At 42.5% G+C, this 15,552-nt stretch carries 13 protein-coding genes; 2 read left to right on the forward strand and 11 right to left on the reverse strand.

Annotated elements, in window-relative coordinates:
* Nucleotides 1–185: 185 nt before the first annotated feature.
* Both Q0L00_RS04125 and Q0L00_RS04130 read right to left on the reverse strand, forming a co-directional pair.
* Nucleotides 186–1,073, reverse strand: coding sequence for a dienelactone hydrolase family protein (locus tag Q0L00_RS04125; protein ID WP_297335594.1), 888 nt, complete (start codon nt 1,071–1,073; stop codon nt 186–188).
* A gap of 77 nt (nt 1,074–1,150) precedes the next feature.
* Nucleotides 1,151–1,627 (reverse strand): DUF1456 family protein, encoded by a 477-nt coding sequence (locus Q0L00_RS04130; RefSeq protein ID WP_297335595.1) that lies wholly within the window; start codon nt 1,625–1,627, stop codon nt 1,151–1,153.
* Between the two features lie 121 nt (nt 1,628–1,748).
* Between Q0L00_RS04130 and Q0L00_RS04135 the strand changes: the two genes are divergently transcribed.
* The gene (locus Q0L00_RS04135) at nt 1,749–3,941 is read left to right on the forward strand and encodes a B12-binding domain-containing radical SAM protein (RefSeq protein ID WP_297335596.1); all 2,193 of its coding nucleotides are present in this window, start codon (nt 1,749–1,751) and stop codon (nt 3,939–3,941) included.
* A 23-nt stretch (nt 3,942–3,964) separates the two neighbouring features.
* Complete coding sequence (locus tag Q0L00_RS04140; protein ID WP_297335597.1) at nt 3,965–4,564, forward strand: Pycsar system effector family protein; 600 nt, start codon at nt 3,965–3,967, stop codon at nt 4,562–4,564.
* 5 nt (nt 4,565–4,569) lie between these two features.
* On the opposite strand, the gene Q0L00_RS04145 is transcribed toward Q0L00_RS04140, so the two are convergent.
* The 9 genes from Q0L00_RS04145 to aroB form a co-directional block, all read right to left on the reverse strand.
* Nucleotides 4,570–6,792, reverse strand: a complete 2,223-nt coding sequence (locus Q0L00_RS04145; RefSeq protein WP_297335598.1) for an OmpA family protein — start codon at nt 6,790–6,792, stop codon at nt 4,570–4,572.
* A gap of 35 nt (nt 6,793–6,827) precedes the next feature.
* Entirely contained in the window at nt 6,828–7,991 is a 1,164-nt protein-coding gene (locus Q0L00_RS04150; RefSeq protein WP_297335599.1) for a hypothetical protein, read from the reverse strand.
* Nucleotides 7,992–8,264: 273 nt separating this feature from the next.
* The gene (locus Q0L00_RS04155) at nt 8,265–8,960 is read right to left on the reverse strand and encodes an SIMPL domain-containing protein (RefSeq protein ID WP_297335600.1); all 696 of its coding nucleotides are present in this window, start codon (nt 8,958–8,960) and stop codon (nt 8,265–8,267) included.
* A 98-nt stretch (nt 8,961–9,058) separates the two neighbouring features.
* A complete protein-coding gene (locus Q0L00_RS04160; RefSeq protein WP_297335601.1) occupies nt 9,059–10,036 on the reverse strand; it encodes a kelch motif-containing protein in 978 nt (325 codons plus the stop codon).
* A gap of 373 nt (nt 10,037–10,409) precedes the next feature.
* On the reverse strand, nt 10,410–11,258 hold the full coding sequence (locus tag Q0L00_RS04165) for a prephenate dehydrogenase (RefSeq protein ID WP_297335602.1): 849 nt from the start codon (nt 11,256–11,258) through the stop codon (nt 10,410–10,412).
* Nucleotides 11,255–12,406: an aminotransferase class I/II-fold pyridoxal phosphate-dependent enzyme gene (locus Q0L00_RS04170; protein ID WP_297335603.1), complete on the reverse strand. Its 1,152-nt coding sequence runs from the start codon at nt 12,404–12,406 to the stop codon at nt 11,255–11,257. The genes Q0L00_RS04165 and Q0L00_RS04170 overlap by 4 nt, the downstream gene beginning before the upstream one ends.
* Nucleotides 12,403–13,224 carry a prephenate dehydratase gene (locus tag Q0L00_RS04175; protein WP_297335604.1) on the reverse strand — a complete coding sequence of 274 codons (822 nt, stop codon included), beginning with the start codon at nt 13,222–13,224 and terminating at the stop codon, nt 12,403–12,405. The genes Q0L00_RS04170 and Q0L00_RS04175 overlap by 4 nt, the downstream gene beginning before the upstream one ends.
* Nucleotides 13,221–14,444 carry a 3-phosphoshikimate 1-carboxyvinyltransferase gene (locus tag Q0L00_RS04180; RefSeq protein WP_297335605.1) on the reverse strand — a complete coding sequence of 408 codons (1,224 nt, stop codon included), beginning with the start codon at nt 14,442–14,444 and terminating at the stop codon, nt 13,221–13,223. Before Q0L00_RS04180 ends, Q0L00_RS04175 begins: the two co-directional genes overlap by 4 nt.
* Before the next feature lie 17 nt (nt 14,445–14,461).
* Complete coding sequence (gene aroB, locus Q0L00_RS04185) at nt 14,462–15,493, reverse strand: 3-dehydroquinate synthase (RefSeq protein WP_297335606.1); 1,032 nt, start codon at nt 15,491–15,493, stop codon at nt 14,462–14,464.
* Between the last annotated feature and the right edge of the window lie 59 nt (nt 15,494–15,552).

The following is a 15,552-nucleotide window of genomic DNA, read 5'->3' on the forward strand; positions in this document are numbered from 1 at the left end:
ATTTTTAAACTTTGAAAAAGGAAAGAGGCGGTTTCCAACCAGGTTTATGGTCAATTTGAGTGGGGTCGCAGGCTTATTCCAGTGCTATGGATCTTGGGTAGGCACCCTGGATTTCGACTTTGAAGAACTCAATTGGATAAATGGTACAGCTTATACAGCCTCTTTCTAAGGGAATTAATGGGAGTTTATTTTAGGTTTTCGTTGAAGAATTCGATGGTACGATTCCATGCCAAATTCGCTGCCTCCTCATCGTATCGTGGGGTAGTGTTGTTATGAAACCCATGATTTACGCCCGGGTACATGTGCATGACATAATTCACCTGGTTTGCTTTTAAAGCTGCTTCATATTCAGGCCAGCCGGCATTTACTCGCTCATCTAGGCTGGCATACTGAATCATCAGCGGAGCTTTGATTTTTGCTGCTTCTTCGGCCGAGGGTTGCCCCCCGTAAAACGGAACAGCTCCCTTCAAATCGGGTAATCTTACTGCCATCATATTGGCAATCCATCCCCCAAAGCAGAATCCTACCACACCGACATTTCCGTCACAATCTGGGTGGGTTTTGAGGTATTCGAATGCTGCGATAAAGTCCTCCAACATTTCATCCCGGGAGCGGTTTCGCTGCATATCCCGGCCTTCGTCATCCGTACCCGGATAGCCGCCCAGCGGCCAAAGTGCATCCGGTGCAAGAGAGATAAATCCAGCAGCGGCACATCTTCTTCCTACGTCCTCAATGTAGGGATTCAATCCTCGGTTTTCATGAACCACTACTATTCCCGGAGATTTTCCCTTGCTTGCAGGTTTGGACAAAAGTCCTCTGATTTCCCCGCCTCCTTTTGGGGAATTGTAAAGTACATAATCCGAACTTTGCAGCCGCTCATCATCGGGTTGAATGGTGGCGGTGGTGATGTAGTCTGGCATCATGGTGCTCATCAGTGAGGCTAGGGTAATTCCTCCTACGGCGTAGGTGGAAAGCTTTTCCACGAATGTTCTTCGATCCAGTTTGTTGTGTGCGTAATAATCGTAGAGATCAAAAACTTCCTGAGGAATGTCTTCTTTATTTAGTTTTTTCATGCTTATCGGTGTTTTAGAGTGGGAATATACCAAAAATCAACATGCCCAAAAGCATAAAATATCAATAAAAGGAATGGCTATGAATGACTTAGATTACCAGGACGGTATTTGGCTTGTAGACCAAGAAGAAAATTGCGCAATACCTGATCTCCACAATCTCGGTATTGATGTTGGTCGGGTTTTCTGAAAAATGCGCTAATTTCATGTTTGCTGATTCGGAATTGTCGCAACCCAAAAATTTCCAACATATCCAAATCTTTAAGATTAAGGGCAATTTTTAGCTTCCGCAAAATTTGATTGTTGTTGAGCGACTTTTCAGGTGCTGGATCTTCACCTTCTTTTTTGCCCCGCTTTAGAATGATCAGACCATTCAAAAAGGCGGCTAAAGGCCTATCAAAAAGCGCCTTGAATTCAGGATCATCCTCTTTCTTTAACCAAGCCGAAACGATTGCTCGATCAGCACTTTCCCCTCCTTGTTGAAAAAGGGAAATCATTTGTTCATCGTTGAAATCAAAGGTGTATCTTATTATCCGAAGAATATCATTATTACTCATATGCTGTTTTTTTGCAGCTTAAAGATGGTGATTATCCAAAAGTGATAAAAGGAAAGCTTTCCCTGCCTAAGAAATAAATGCTTAAATGGACGGAATTCCTCCAAACCTTTCCAAATTTGTAATGAAAAACTCCACTCTCTTGAATCATCAAGTTTTATTCCTTACTCCACCTTTTACGCAGCTCAATACCCCTTATCCTGCCACTGCTTACCTCAAGGGCTACCTGAAAACATTGGGTCTGCATTCCAGTCAAGCTGATTTAGGTATTGAGGTGATTTTGGCACTTTTCTCCAAAAATGGGCTCCAACGTGTATTTGACACGGTAGAAAATCATTCCAATTCCCTCTCTGAGAATACAGGTCGCATTTTTAGACTTCGTAAAAAGTATCTAAACACCATCGATCAGGTGATAGCATTTCTTCAGGACAAAGATCCGATGTTAGCTTATCGGATCGTGGAGGGCGATTTTTTGCCTCAGGCTAAGCGATTTGAAGAATTGGAAGAATTGGATTGGGCATTTGGTAGCCTGGGTAGCCGAGACAAGGCTAGGTATTTTTCCACCTTGTATCTGGAAGATTTGGGGGATTTGATCCAGGAAATCATCGATCCCTATTTTGGATTTAGTCGCTATGGGGAGCGATTGGCTATTTCGGCTAAATCCTTTGACGAGCTTTTTGAAGCGTTGCATCGGCCACCGAGTTTGATTACTGAACTAATGTGGAAAATTTTAGAGCAAAAAATTCAGGAACATCACCCGGACTCGGTTGCGTTTTCGGTCCCTTTTCCTGGTAATTTATACGGAGCACTTCGTTGTGGACAATACGTAAAGAAACATCATCCCCACATCAAATTGTGGATGGGGGGAGGCTATCCCAATACGGAGCTTCGCTCGCTCCGAGATCCTAGGATTTTTGATTTTTCGGACTATATCACTTTAGATGATGGTGAGGCCCCCGTTCGATTGCTATTGCAGCATCTTGCTGGGGAAATTCCGGTGGAAAAATTAAAGAGAACCTTTATTCGCCAGCAGGGTCAAGTACGTTTTATTATCAATTCGGAAGTAAAGGATGTCCCTCAGCGTGAGGTGGGCACGCCTGATTATAGTGATTTGAAGCTTCGGGATTACCTTTCGGTGATAGAAGTTCCCAATCCCATGCATCGGCTTTGGTCAGATGGCCGCTGGAATAAACTGACTTTGGCCCATGGTTGCTATTGGGGGAAATGCACCTTTTGCGATATTTCTCTGGATTACATTCAGCGCTATGAGCCTATTAATGCCGGAATCCTTTGTGATCGAATCGAGGAAATCATTGCGCAGACAGGTCAGACCGGATTTCATTTTGTCGATGAAGCTGCTCCTCCAGCTTTGATGCGGGACTTGGCGATAGAAATTCTCAGGCGTGGACTGGCTGTTGTTTGGTGGACTAATATCCGCTTTGAAAGTAGTTTTTCCGCTGACCTTTGTCGCCTGTTGCGGGCTTCCGGTTGTATTGCAGTTTCAGGAGGACTTGAAGTGGCCTCCGACCGCTTATTGAAACTGATCAAAAAGGGGGTCACGGTGGCACAAGTAGCTCAAGTATGCAATCACTTTACACAGGCAGGGATTATGGTACATGCCTATCTTATGTATGGCTTTCCTACCCAGACCGCTCAGGAAACCATTGATTCCCTGGAAATGGTCAGGCAGCTTTTCGAAAAAGGGGTTTTACAGTCTGGATTTTGGCATCGTTTTGCCTTGACGGCCCATAGTCCGGTGGGTTTAAATCCGGAAAATTTCCAAGTCAAAATCCTTCATCCGGAATTGGGAAGTTTTGCCAACAATGAACTCGAGCACCAAGATCCCACAGGGGCGGCCCACGACCGGTTTGGTGAGGGATTGAGAACATCACTTTTCAACTACATGCATGGGGTAGGATTTGAGATACCTTTGGGAAAGTGGTTTGACTCCAAGGTGCCTATCACTTCGATTCCTAAGAATTACATCTCCGGTCAACTGAAATCTGATCGAAATTTTCAACTTAAAGATCAAACTCGGTTGTTATGGATAGGAGAGTCTCCTGATTTGATTGTTTCAGAGGATGGTGAATCTTGCGACTTGATATTTTCTTCCAAAAATGAGGATTTGGCATTGGAGCTTCCGCTTGAATTCGGTCACTGGGTTAAGGAGTTTTTGGATCAGGTCAGTTATCAAAAACCGCTTCAGCAATTCCGCCAGATTAAGTTGAGCTATTCGGAAAAATTTGGAGATTTTGAAGAACTGATAGCCTCGGAGATTTGGGAAATTCTCTGCGAGCAAGGGCTTTTGCTGATTTGAAAATTCAGTTGAAATTCAAAAAAATGATTAATTTCAAAACTATTCCCACCAAAACTATGGACGTTCAGATTTTTGAAAAACAGAAAGCAGAAAAGACATCCCGAGAGCGACAGACGTTCTATCGAGTGACTTTTAATAATAATGCGCAGTTGCTTAAAATTGCCGATAATAAGGCTAATATTATCATATCCATCAATGCTTTGGTGATTTCGTCTATGGTCGCACTGATTGGTTTTGGGTCTGTTGCGCAGCAATTGGATGTGGGGAATCTAGTAAATTTAATTCCGATTATGCTGTTTATTTTGACATGCTTAAGTTCCACGATTTTGGCAGTTCAAGCTGCAAAGCCCAAAATAGTGGGGAAACCTACCGGAGGATCGACTGAAAAGCATTCCTTGATCTTTTTTGGTTCGGTTTCTTATTTGAGCAAAGATCAATATCTCGCCCAATTACGGGATACGATGAACTCTAGGGGGGAAATTATGGATCAAATGTCCACCTCCCTGTATTACCAGAGTATGGTGTTAAATCGAAAATATAAATTACTCCGACAGGCTTATCAAGCATTTATGCTTGGTCTGATTTTAGGTGTGCTGGCATTTCTGATTCAGCTTTTGGGCTGATTTTATTAATTTTTGTGGACTCGGATTTCCACTCTTCGGTCCTGATCGTATGAGCCTGAGGTGCTCTTTCGTTGGATTAACCCTCCTTCTTGAATAGAAATTCGGTCCTGGTTGATTTCCAATTCATCAACCAGGAATTTTTTCACTTCCTGAACCCGCTTTTCAATCAATTTGAGGTTGTATGAAAGAGTCCCGGTATGGTCTGCAAATCCTTTGAGTTGAATTAGAAAATCCTCCTGTAGAGGTAAATCTAGGATAAACTGATTTATCTTTTCCTTTTCTTCTTCACTTAGCTTTTCTTGGTTGATTTCAAAATAGCTGTCGTGGATAAGTGTATTTACTAGCGCTATGTTCTTCATCTTTTTGACGACTGTATCAATTTTCACAGGCTGATTTTGAAGACTGTCGATCAAAAGGGAGTCCCGTTGGATTTTATCCAAAAGAAGTGAATCCAGCACGACATATTCTTTGTTGACCCCAATGGAATCAGGCCTTCTATCCGAAGAAACAGCCGATGTGGCTGCTGCCGCTCCACCCAATAGCAAGGCGTCCCTTAACATTCGATTTCGGCTGTTTTCATCCAAATTATTGGTTTCAATTGTACGCGTCTCTTTTTCCGAAAAGGTTTCCCGGATGAGTTCTGAAGTGCCTGAATTTTGATTTTCAGTGGGCCTAGTTGGATTGGCCAAACTGGAGATTGCCAGGATTAAAACTGAATCCCGTTTTGCCTGGGTTTGGAGCATTTCGATGCGGAGTTTGTTTAGTTCAGATTCCATTTCTGATCTACTGACCATTTCGGGTGAATGGATTGCCAAACTGCTATCTTCTAGGGAGAAGACTCTTGCCGGGAGCCTTGAATAGTCCAAAAGAAATGGAGGGTTTTCTTCAGATAAGGAATCTAAGGTTAAATTAAGGTTGGATAACAAGCGATCATTATTACTTTTAAGGGAGTCAAGTTGTTGCAATTGATTGGTCAACTGGCGCTGCTTTTCAGTCAAAGAATCTCTTTGGGATTGTTTGAGAGAATCTGCCAAAAGAGTGTCAGCTAAGATTAATTGCTCAAATAGTTGGAGACTGTTCAAAGCAGTTGAAATGCTGTCCCGCTTGTCAATTAATGAGTCTTGTGCGATCTTCAGGTCCACTCTTTCCTTCAATTTGGTGGAATCAAGACTTGTTTTTTTAGGTTTTCCTGCTGGAACTGGAATGCCTGAGTAATAGGGATTGATCCTGAAAGTTTCGTTTTGACCAAGGGTATCTTTGGAATTTTCTGTGCCTGTTTTTTCTTCGGTTTTCTTGATTTTAACTTCGTATCGCTGCGTGATCGTGGGAAAATTGAAGGCCTGTTTCTTGGCACCAAAACTAAATTTGATCCCGAAACCATGGTAGATGTACCAGTCATTTCGCCCGTTGGGATTTCCGCGATAGGGTTGTTCCCTTATCGGGCGATTCTCTCCCGGTCTGGCAGCATATTCCTGAAAACTTGATTGGTAATTTACCTTGTACCTACCCGAAACATCATCCAAAAAATCGGTAAAAGCATAGTTGAATGTGGATTGGGCAAAAAGCTCCACTTGTGGTGTAACTCGAACTCGTAATCCCATTCCAAAATTTGTATAAGGGGTTAGGTTTCGGTAGGAGCTTTCCCGTTCAGTAGTTAATGGATTCAGTTTGGTTTCAAACACCCCGTCGGTTTGGGGTTGATGAGTATCGTATAGGTATCGATTTCCATTTTCATCAAGAAGGTCCCCTCTGACTTCAAAGTGTTGAAGACCTCCTCCGAAAGTCAAATAGGGGGCAAAGAATGATTTTCCAGCCAGTAACCAGTTATTGTCTGGCTTGACTACCAAAGACAATCCCGCATCCACCAATCGGGTTTGGAAATTTAAGGCCCGGTCAAAATTTCGGGTTGGATTCAGGTAAGTTCCATCGTTTTGGACAAAGCGGTCTGAGGAGCCAAATTGGTAGGTTCCGGCAGAAAGCATTAATCCGGTGGAAGGGCTAAGCGCATACTCCAAAGACGCTTGATATGACCATTCCGGAGCATAGTTTTGATGTCTTTTGTACCAATTCGGTAAATCATCCAATGATTCCAAACCAAATGGTTGGATATCACCGTAATAATTGGTGGTACCCGTACTGATGCCCAATCGCCATTTATAGCCATGAAGCTGCGCGAAGGCTGAATAAACCGAGCTGGAAAGGAGTAAGGTGAGTAATAACTTTTTCATTGATCTACATTTTCTTTTGAAGCGGTCATCACTCCCTATTTATTTCCCAAGCCCAACCAAATCCTGAAATCCGCACTGATGCCGATGTAGGGATGGATACTTCGGTTTTTTGTGCCATCCATTTGATTGGTAGTCAAGAAGGAAGCTCCTGCGTTAATTCTGAAAAAGCGAAAGACATTGTACCCAAGTCCTGCATAAATTGGCCGGTTGAAAATTGGTCCCGTAATTCGTTCATTTTGAGAATTTTCCAAATTTCCAGAAATAAATACCCCTGTGGAAAGGGTAAGATTATTCATAAATCGGTTAAATGCCCGGTTCCCGAGCGGGAAAGACAAACCTGCATAGGGGCTACTGACAAATTCCCGATCTGGTAAGCCTTCCGTTAGCATGATGGCACCATATCCCGCATTCAAGGTTAAGGAATTGGGCTTTTTCTCACTTGGATAGTTTTTAAATTCCAATTCATCCACTTGCACTAACATATGAGGACTTAGGTACTGGTCAACTTCGGTTTGAAGGGTCGACTCCAGTGCATTCAAATATTCCAGGGCATAAGAGGCTCGGGCATTTTCCTCCTCTTTCAAATCGGGAAGGTTGAGTTTAGCGTTTTTGAGCTTGAGCTTTTTGCCTTGCTCTAGCTTATTTTTCACCAGATCGCTGAATCCTCCAAACGCTTTTCCATTCGGCAATTCAAAATAATAGGCTCCCTCTTCCACCAGTTGGTTGAGGCGGCTCAGAATCATTTCCTGAGAATCCAAAAATTTGATTTTGCCTTTTCGAATCGTAGTAACTGTGCTGAGATAGGTTTGTATATTTTTAAAAATCAAAGCACGAACCTCCTGCATTTGCTGTTCTCCCGCCTTTTGATAAAAGCTAAACGTCAGATGATATTCATCACTGGACCGGAGCGGATCCGAAACCAACAATTGATAAGAGAGATCTTGGTAGCCAAAAGGAGTTTTCCACTGGTAATCGTAGCCTTTGGATTCACTTTTGTTGGATGGGTAAATCCTGACTTTTACCAGTTCAATGCCTTCTGGAATGGCTCCTTGGATGTAAAATGATTCTTCAGAGGGGAGTGGATTTCCGCCATTGAGTTTCTGTTGAACGACATCCAGACTGATCGAGGAAATTTGGCCTTTGGAATGAAAAATGACCAGAAATAGAAGAAGAAAAAGCGGGTAGATTCTTGCCTGCATAGGAATTGGGTTCAGGTTTTGACAAAATAAAAACATAGATAGATAACTAAAAAAACACTCTTATAGTTCAAAAAAATGTAAATTTGGGATGGATGTAAACAATAGTATTTTGTTGTTATGGGTAAATTTTGAAGTTGAAAATTCTGTTTTGATATCTATCGATAATACATATCAAAATAAAATCCCGAATGTTATGCATTTATTTTTGAATTCGTTAAAAAGCGGATATTCCTCTAAAAGGAATAAAAAAGACCGCAAAAGCGGCCTTTTTTTTTAGTAAGTGTATTTGACATAAACACGTTTTTCTACGCGTTGTTCATCGGATTCTATCAAGGTATCGGCCTGTTCAGCCATCGTGTTGGTTGCACGCAGTTTTATCGTAGGAAAGATCGGCCTTGGCGTATCCATACTAACGTGATGGACTCTAATACTACGGATATTAAGTGTTTCGGCAATTAAGCGAGCCCGACTTTCTGCATTTTTCAAAGCTTCGGTGAGCAAGGTGTTTTCCAGTGATTTTTGAGTTGCTTCTGAAATTTGGAAGCCTAACTGAAAACTCATATCTCCGGCAGAATTGATGGCTTCGATGATTTTTTGAAGGTCTTCATTGGTACTTGAGGTGACAATTCGCAGGCTTTGACGAGCCACAAAGCCACTATCTCGACTAGTTCCACTGCGATAAATTCTGTTGATATCTACCGAGTAATTATCGGCAATCAACTTATAATCCCGAACTTTCGCTTTTTTAAGTTCGTCTGCCAATTTTTGAGTTTTGGTATTGAGAACTTTGCTGGCATCGACGACTTTCATCGCTTTTTCCTCCAGATTGATCATCAGAACCGCTTCATCGGGATTTACCATCCGCAGGCTGTAGCCTTCTACTTCGATTAAAGGAATTTGCTCCAATTGTTGAGCATAGGAAAACGCGGAGATCATTACCGCAGCGATCAGGGAAAATAAAGATTTCATAAAATTTGTGTTTAGCAGGTTTATTCTAAAGTCAAAGGACGAACCAAAGTGATGTTCCGCTGCTGAGTTTTCTTAAAATTAGGGAAAATTAAGAGATTTTAATTTTCTGGGTTTTTCCATTTGATCACTTCCATCAGTGCTGTTTCCGGTCCTCCACCTCGATTTTTAGAGCCCGCAGCGACCCAAATTTTTTCATCGTAATAAACTACGCCCGTACCATGCCTTCCTTGCCCTAAATTGGGTAAGGTGCTCCAGGTTCCGGTTTCTGTATTGAGAACTTCCACCTCGGAATGGGCTGACTCTTGACTGGCACTTTCTCCATTCAGAACAATGAGGTATTTTCCGACTCCCAAATTGGAATTACCTGCCCGTTTGGTGGGGATTTTTTCATTCTCTGTTTTCCATGTATGGGTTTTGAAATCGTAATAATCTACGGCGCCAACTGTGTTTTCCAGTACTTTCCCGATGGCAGCATGGGAAGTTCGTCCACCAGCCAAATAGAGTTTGTCCTTCACTATTGCTGCGCTGATATGATCTCTTGGGCGGGGAGCATCTGGGAGAACAGTCCATGTTCCCGTTTTAGGATCAAACTCATCTAGCCAAGGGACAAAACCTTCATAATGCCCGTCAATGATTCCTCCTGCCAAATAGATTTTATTTTGATACACGGCCACCCCGGCTGAACCCCGAAGTCTTTCTTTTGGAATTTTTGGGCCGTTTCGCCATTCTTTTTTCGCGGGATTAAAAATGAGAATATCTTCAATAGGTGTTTCATGAGGGTAGTTTCCGGTAAAGGCTCCCAAAATCCAGATTTCATCCTCGTAAGCAATTGCTTGAAAATGACTTATTTCCATTGGAGCACTCGCGATGGCATTCCAGGAATTCGTTTTGGGATCATATTGGTCTACAGGGCGTTCACCTCGACCCCCGATGAGGTAAAATTTCCCATTACATTCCACAAAGGAGTTTTCATGGCGGGCTGTAGCTTCGGATTTGGGAATGACAATATTCCATTCTTGCTGAGCGAGTAAAGGAAAAGAGAGTAGCAGGGGAACTAGTAGGAAATAGGCTTTCATCGGGAAGTGGATATTTTGCTTTAAGTTAGGAAAATGATCTAACATCCAATTTGAACCAACAAAAAAACCACGAGGCGAGTCGTGGTTTTTTCTGGTTTCATCTGTTTATAATTGGTTCTTCAGCGGTCATATGGAATCTCGCAATTTCAATCATCCCGGTGTGTGACGGGTACGTCGTGCTCGATTTCATCTGTTTATAATTGTTTTTTAGCGGTCATATGGAAACTCGTAATTCTAATCATCCCGGTGTGTGACGGGTACGTCATGCTCGATTTCATCTGTTTATAATTTGTTTTTTAACGGTCAGATGGAAACTCGCAATTCCAATCATCCCGGTGTGTGACGGGTACGTCGTGCTCGATTTCATCTGTGCTTATTTTTCTAAATCTAAAATATCCCGAATCTTATTGATTTCAACCATATCTCGATAAAGACTATCCGTATCGCTTTCAGCAATTTTTGACCGGATACCCTGAAGGTTGGCAATATAGCCATCCAATGCTGCCAAGATATTGTCCTTGTTTTCAGTTAAAATCGGAGCCCACATGGCGGGGCTTGATTTGGCCAATCGCACAGTGGATGCAAATCCTGAACCAGCCATGTCAAAAATATTTTTGTCATCGGCCATTTTCTGCATGACTGTTTTTCCCAGCATGAAAGAGCTTACATGGGAAAGGTGGGAAACAAATGCCAAATGCCGATCATGCTCTTGGGGATCCATAAATCGAAGTTTCAAGTTAAGGGCCTCGAAAAGCTGATAGGCTTTTTCCTTTAAGTGAAGATCGGTTTTTTCCATTTCGCAGAGAATCATGACTTTTCTATCCAGTAAATCTGCAAAGGCTGCTTTTGGTCCGGAATATTCTGTCCCCGCAATTGGATGACCAGCCAAATATTGAGCACGCTTTGGATGGGTTTGTACCTTTTGGCAAAGCTTGAATTTGGTTGATCCTAAGTCAATGACCAGGGTTTGTGGTCCGATTTGATCTAAGGTCTGAACCAGCAAATCACCTAAAGAATCTGCCGGGGTAGCCAAAATTACAATATCGGTATCTTGATCGGCTTGTTCTTTGGCTTCAGTGATGATCCCCAAGGTTTGGGCGTCTCTAAGGTTTTCAGGAGAAATATCATGGCCTGTGATTTTTAATTCAGGGAATTTTTTTCGTGCTCCTAGCCCAAAAGATCCCCCTAATAATCCAAGTCCGATGAGGTGTATTTTATTCATGATTTATTCGGTTTGATTCGTTTGATCGCTTCTAGTATTTTAAACTCGGGCAGGCAAAGAGAAATTCGAACATGCTGGGTTCCCTTGCTGCCAAAAATATGTCCAGGCGTGATGAAGATGTTTTTTTCATAAAGTAAGAAGTCCACCAGGTCATCTGCTGATTTTCCTTCTGGAACTTGGCACCAGACAAAAAGACCTGACTGCTCAGTCGAGTAGCTCAAATTTAAGGAGTCAGCCAATTGCCAGACTAATTTCCTTCTGCTTTCATAGTGTTGGTTGAGCTCCTCAAACCAGCTTTTAGGTAGGGTTAAAGCGGCGATTGCTCCTTTTTGGATACCTAAAAACATACCCGAATCCATATTTGATTTCACTTTCAATACTGCGGCTACCCATTCTTTTTTTCCACAGAGCATCCCGACTCTCCAACCTGGAATATTGAAGGTTTTACTCAAGGAGTTGAGCTCCATTGCTACTTCTTTTGCTCCGGGTATTTTCAGAAGGCTGCTCGGTTCTGAATTGAGGATGTGGCTGTAGGGATTGTCATTAATTAGCAGGATTTGATGTTTTTCCGCAAAGCGAACCAGCTTTTCAAATAGCTCCTTATTTCCTCTGATTCCTGTTGGCATATGCGGATAATTCACCCACATAATTTTTACTTTTGTCAAATTTTTTGACTCTAAAACGTGCCAGTCGGGTTCTCCATTTTCAGTAATTTCATAATCTATGGGAGTACATTCCAGCAGTTCGGTGACGGAGCGATACGTAGGATAACCGGGATTGGGGATCAATACTTCATCCCCGGGATTTAAAAAAGCCAAACTCACCTGCATGATGCCTTCTTTACTCCCCATTAAGGGAAGAATTTCCTGAATCGGATTCAGGTGTACCTCAAAAGCCTGCTGATAATAAGCAGCCATGGCCGTCCTGAGCTCTGGAATTCCCTGATAGGGCTGATAGCCGTGAGCTTGGGATTGATCTGCAGCATTTTTTAATGCGGTAGTAACCGAATCAGCAGGGGCTAGGTCAGGACTTCCTATTCCCAAATTGATCACTGGTTTACCCTCTGCGATGAACTGATTTACCTCTCTTAATTTTGCGGAAAAATAGTATTCCTGAATCGATTCGATTCGTTTTGCATATCCCTTCATGGCTTTCTATTCTTGTATTCACCGAAAATTTTCAATTCCCCAAAATCCCTTGCGACTTGGTCCATGGCTTGTTGGTAATTTTCCCAATTCTGAAAAACAGCATCGATGAAAAAGGCGTATTCCCAGGGTTTTTCCATTACGGGAATAGATTGGATTTTGCTCAGATTCAGACCATATTTAGCCAACATGGTCAGCAATTTTGCCAAGCCTCCGGATTCGTTTTTGATGGTGATTTTTAAGGAGGCTTTATCGGTGAAAGGGGCATTTTTAGGCTCTTTTCCTAAAATAATAAATCGGGTAAAATTATGTTTTACTGTTTGAATATCCTCAGCGAGAATCTCCAAGCCATAACTAGCGGCAGCGATTTTACTGGCGATTGCTGCAGTTCCCCTCAACTTTTCATCCTGGATTCGTTTGGCTACCGAGGCTGTGTCCATATCATCGAGTTGGAGCAGGTTTGGGAATTGTCCCAAAAATTGCTTGCACTGCAAAAGTGCCATGGGATGAGAACGGACTTGGGTCAATTCTTCAATTTTTTGACCCGGAAGGGCCATCAATTGATGGGAAATTGGAAGGTAAAATTCATCCCAAATGTGTAAATCGTATCGATCGATCAATTCGTAATTGGGAAGAATGGCTCCGGCAATTGAATTTTCGATGGCCATCACGGCAACATCTGCAATTTCCTCTACCACCGATTTGGCCACGGGCTCAAAGGTGTTGAAGGGAATGATTTTACAATCTTTCCCAAACTCCAACAATGCCACCTGATGGTGAAATGAACCTGGAATTCCTTGGATGGCAATTTTTAGGCTCATAATTTTTGGGTGGTAATATCGGCAAGTTGGCAATGCTTCCAAAAACTGGGGTAGCTTTTGTTGACGACAGCCGGATCTTCCATAATGACCTTGGTTTTGGTTAGTAAGGGCATAAAAGCCATGGCCATGCGGTGATCGTCGTAGGTGTGAATTTTGACCTCATGAGGCATGGTCACCGAGGGAATCACCTGAAAGACATCGGGCTCGATTTCTTGGAGTTGGGCATTAAATTTGGCAAGTTCTTCCTGAAGTGCAAAAATCCGATCCGTTTCTTTGATTCGGAGACTTTCCAATCCGGTGAAAATTGAATTTTGGCCTAGGATTGCACAGGTGACTGCTACGGTCTGAGCCAGGTCAGGGCAATGGGTGAAATCATAAGATTTTAATCCTTTCACAGCTTGCTTTTCCAGCAGAACACCCTCTTTTTCAAATGTACTTTTTATTCCCAATTGATCCATGATTTCCACGATGGCAGAGTCCCCTTGCAAACTGTTGTTTTTTAATCCGTTCAGGAAAAATGCCCCGGAGTCGGCGCAGGCTAAAAGGCTAAACCAATAACTTGCCCCGGACCAATCGCTTTCTACCGAAAACGAGGAAGGCCGGTAAGGATGAGGCTTGACTGTGATTTGGTTTTCTTTCCAGGTGTAGTCAATTCCGAAGTTTCGCATCAGTTCAAGCGTCATTTCAATGTAGGTTCTGCTGCCGACCTTTCCCTCCAACTGCAATTCCAAACCCATCGGTAAAACCGGAGCTATCATCAGCATGGCTGAAATGTATTGGCTGGAAACGTCTCCTCGGATTTTTACCTGATTACTGATTTGTTTATTTAAACCATGAATGGCCAATGGGGGATAGCCTTCACTAGTTAAATAATGGATTTCTGCACCAATGGTCCGGAGGGCATCCACCAAAATTCCGATGGGTCGCTCACACATTCGGGGAGTGCCGGTCATGACTTTATTTTGGTTGGTCACAGCAGCAAAGGCGGTTAAAAACCGCATGGTTGTCCCGGCATCCAAGACATCAAAAACTGGAGGATTGGTCTTGAGCAAGTTGATCATTGTTTGCGTGTCACGCGCTTCGGCCAAATTGCTGATTTGGTTTTCTCCCTCGGTTAATGCATCGATGATTAGCACCCGATTGGATTCACTTTTAGAGGAAGGAAGAGGGATTTGAACTGTCTCAAAATTGGATTTTTGTGATAATTGAAGCAGTTCCATAGCTTGAGTTTCCAAGGTTAGATAGTAGAGTAATAGGTTAAGGCTTGTTTCATTTCTTCCCTGTTTACAGGAATGTTGAAGGAACAGGAACCGATCCCTTTCAAAAGAGAAAATAACATGGTTCTTCCCTCATTTTTTTTGTCTTGAAGGCAAAGCTCCAAAATAGCTTCCCAATCGGATGAATCGATCTTGATTTTCCCATAAACCTGAATCAATTTTTCAGTAATTTCAGTAAGTTCTTGCTTCGATAAGCCAGTTTTTTCTACCGAAAGCCAAGCTTCGCAAATCATTCCTGCGGCGATGGCCTCTCCATGAAGGAGATGATGCGGCCCATTAAGGTAAAAAGTCTCCAAAGCATGTCCCAGGGTGTGACCAAAATTGAGGATTTTTCGAAGTCCAAGTTCTTTTGGGTCTTCTTGTACTACTTGTTTTTTGATTTCAACCGATTGGAAGGTGAGTAGATTCCAGTCATTTTGTGCCCAGTTTTCAAAGTTTAGGGAATCAAAATAGGTTTTGTCTCTAATCAAACCATGTTTAATGACTTCAGCAAAACCGGAGCGTAGTTCCTGTTCCGGCAAGGTTTGAAGAAATTGGGTAGTGATCAACACACATCTGGGCTCATTGAATACACCCAAATGGTTTTTTAAACCTTGAAAATCCACCCCTAATTTCCCACCAACACTCGCATCCACTTGGGAGAGCAATGTTGTAGGCATATTGATAAATTGAATGCCTCGTTTGAAAATGCTGGCACAGAATCCCCCCATGTCACCAAGTACGCCCCCACCCAGATTGAGTACCAAAGCTTTTCGGTCCAATGCTAATTCGGTCATCTTTTTCCAAATACCGGCACAGGTTTCCAAAGTTTTGAATTCTTCTCCAGGCAAAATGGTAAAAACAAAATGCTCGGGAAGGCTATTTTCAATCAAAGGATAACAATCCCGAAAGGTATTTTGGTCAGTTAAAACCAAAAGTTGGGAGAAATCCAAGGGTCGGATTTCTTCTTTGATTAATGCTTCTGGATTGGAGTTGAATTTTACTGGATTCACAAGAATTTAATTTCAGAGCAAGTTAAATCAAAAAGAGGAAGGGGAGGAGTATTCCCCTT

This window comes from Algoriphagus sp., from assembly GCF_024305035.1.
Classification (GTDB): Bacteria; Bacteroidota; Bacteroidia; order Cytophagales; family Cyclobacteriaceae; genus Algoriphagus.

What these genes read in the sequence shown, in the direction of transcription:
- Q0L00_RS04125 (WP_297335594.1), bottom strand. Translation starts at nt 1,073, where the DNA reads ATGAAAAAACTAAATAAAGAAGACATTCCTCAGGAAGTTTTTGATCTC.
- Q0L00_RS04130 (WP_297335595.1), bottom strand. Translation starts at nt 1,627, where the DNA reads ATGAGTAATAATGATATTCTTCGGATAATAAGATACACCTTTGATTTC.
- Q0L00_RS04135 (WP_297335596.1), top strand. Translation starts at nt 1,749, where the DNA reads ATGAAAAACTCCACTCTCTTGAATCATCAAGTTTTATTCCTTACTCCA.
- Q0L00_RS04140 (WP_297335597.1), top strand. Translation starts at nt 3,965, where the DNA reads ATGATTAATTTCAAAACTATTCCCACCAAAACTATGGACGTTCAGATT.
- Q0L00_RS04145 (WP_297335598.1), bottom strand. Translation starts at nt 6,792, where the DNA reads ATGAAAAAGTTATTACTCACCTTACTCCTTTCCAGCTCGGTTTATTCA.
- Q0L00_RS04150 (WP_297335599.1), bottom strand. Translation starts at nt 7,991, where the DNA reads ATGCAGGCAAGAATCTACCCGCTTTTTCTTCTTCTATTTCTGGTCATT.
- Q0L00_RS04155 (WP_297335600.1), bottom strand. Translation starts at nt 8,960, where the DNA reads ATGAAATCTTTATTTTCCCTGATCGCTGCGGTAATGATCTCCGCGTTT.
- Q0L00_RS04160 (WP_297335601.1), bottom strand. Translation starts at nt 10,036, where the DNA reads ATGAAAGCCTATTTCCTACTAGTTCCCCTGCTACTCTCTTTTCCTTTA.
- Q0L00_RS04165 (WP_297335602.1), bottom strand. Translation starts at nt 11,258, where the DNA reads ATGAATAAAATACACCTCATCGGACTTGGATTATTAGGGGGATCTTTT.
- Q0L00_RS04170 (WP_297335603.1), bottom strand. Translation starts at nt 12,406, where the DNA reads ATGAAGGGATATGCAAAACGAATCGAATCGATTCAGGAATACTATTTT.
- Q0L00_RS04175 (WP_297335604.1), bottom strand. Translation starts at nt 13,224, where the DNA reads ATGAGCCTAAAAATTGCCATCCAAGGAATTCCAGGTTCATTTCACCAT.
- Q0L00_RS04180 (WP_297335605.1), bottom strand. Translation starts at nt 14,444, where the DNA reads ATGGAACTGCTTCAATTATCACAAAAATCCAATTTTGAGACAGTTCAA.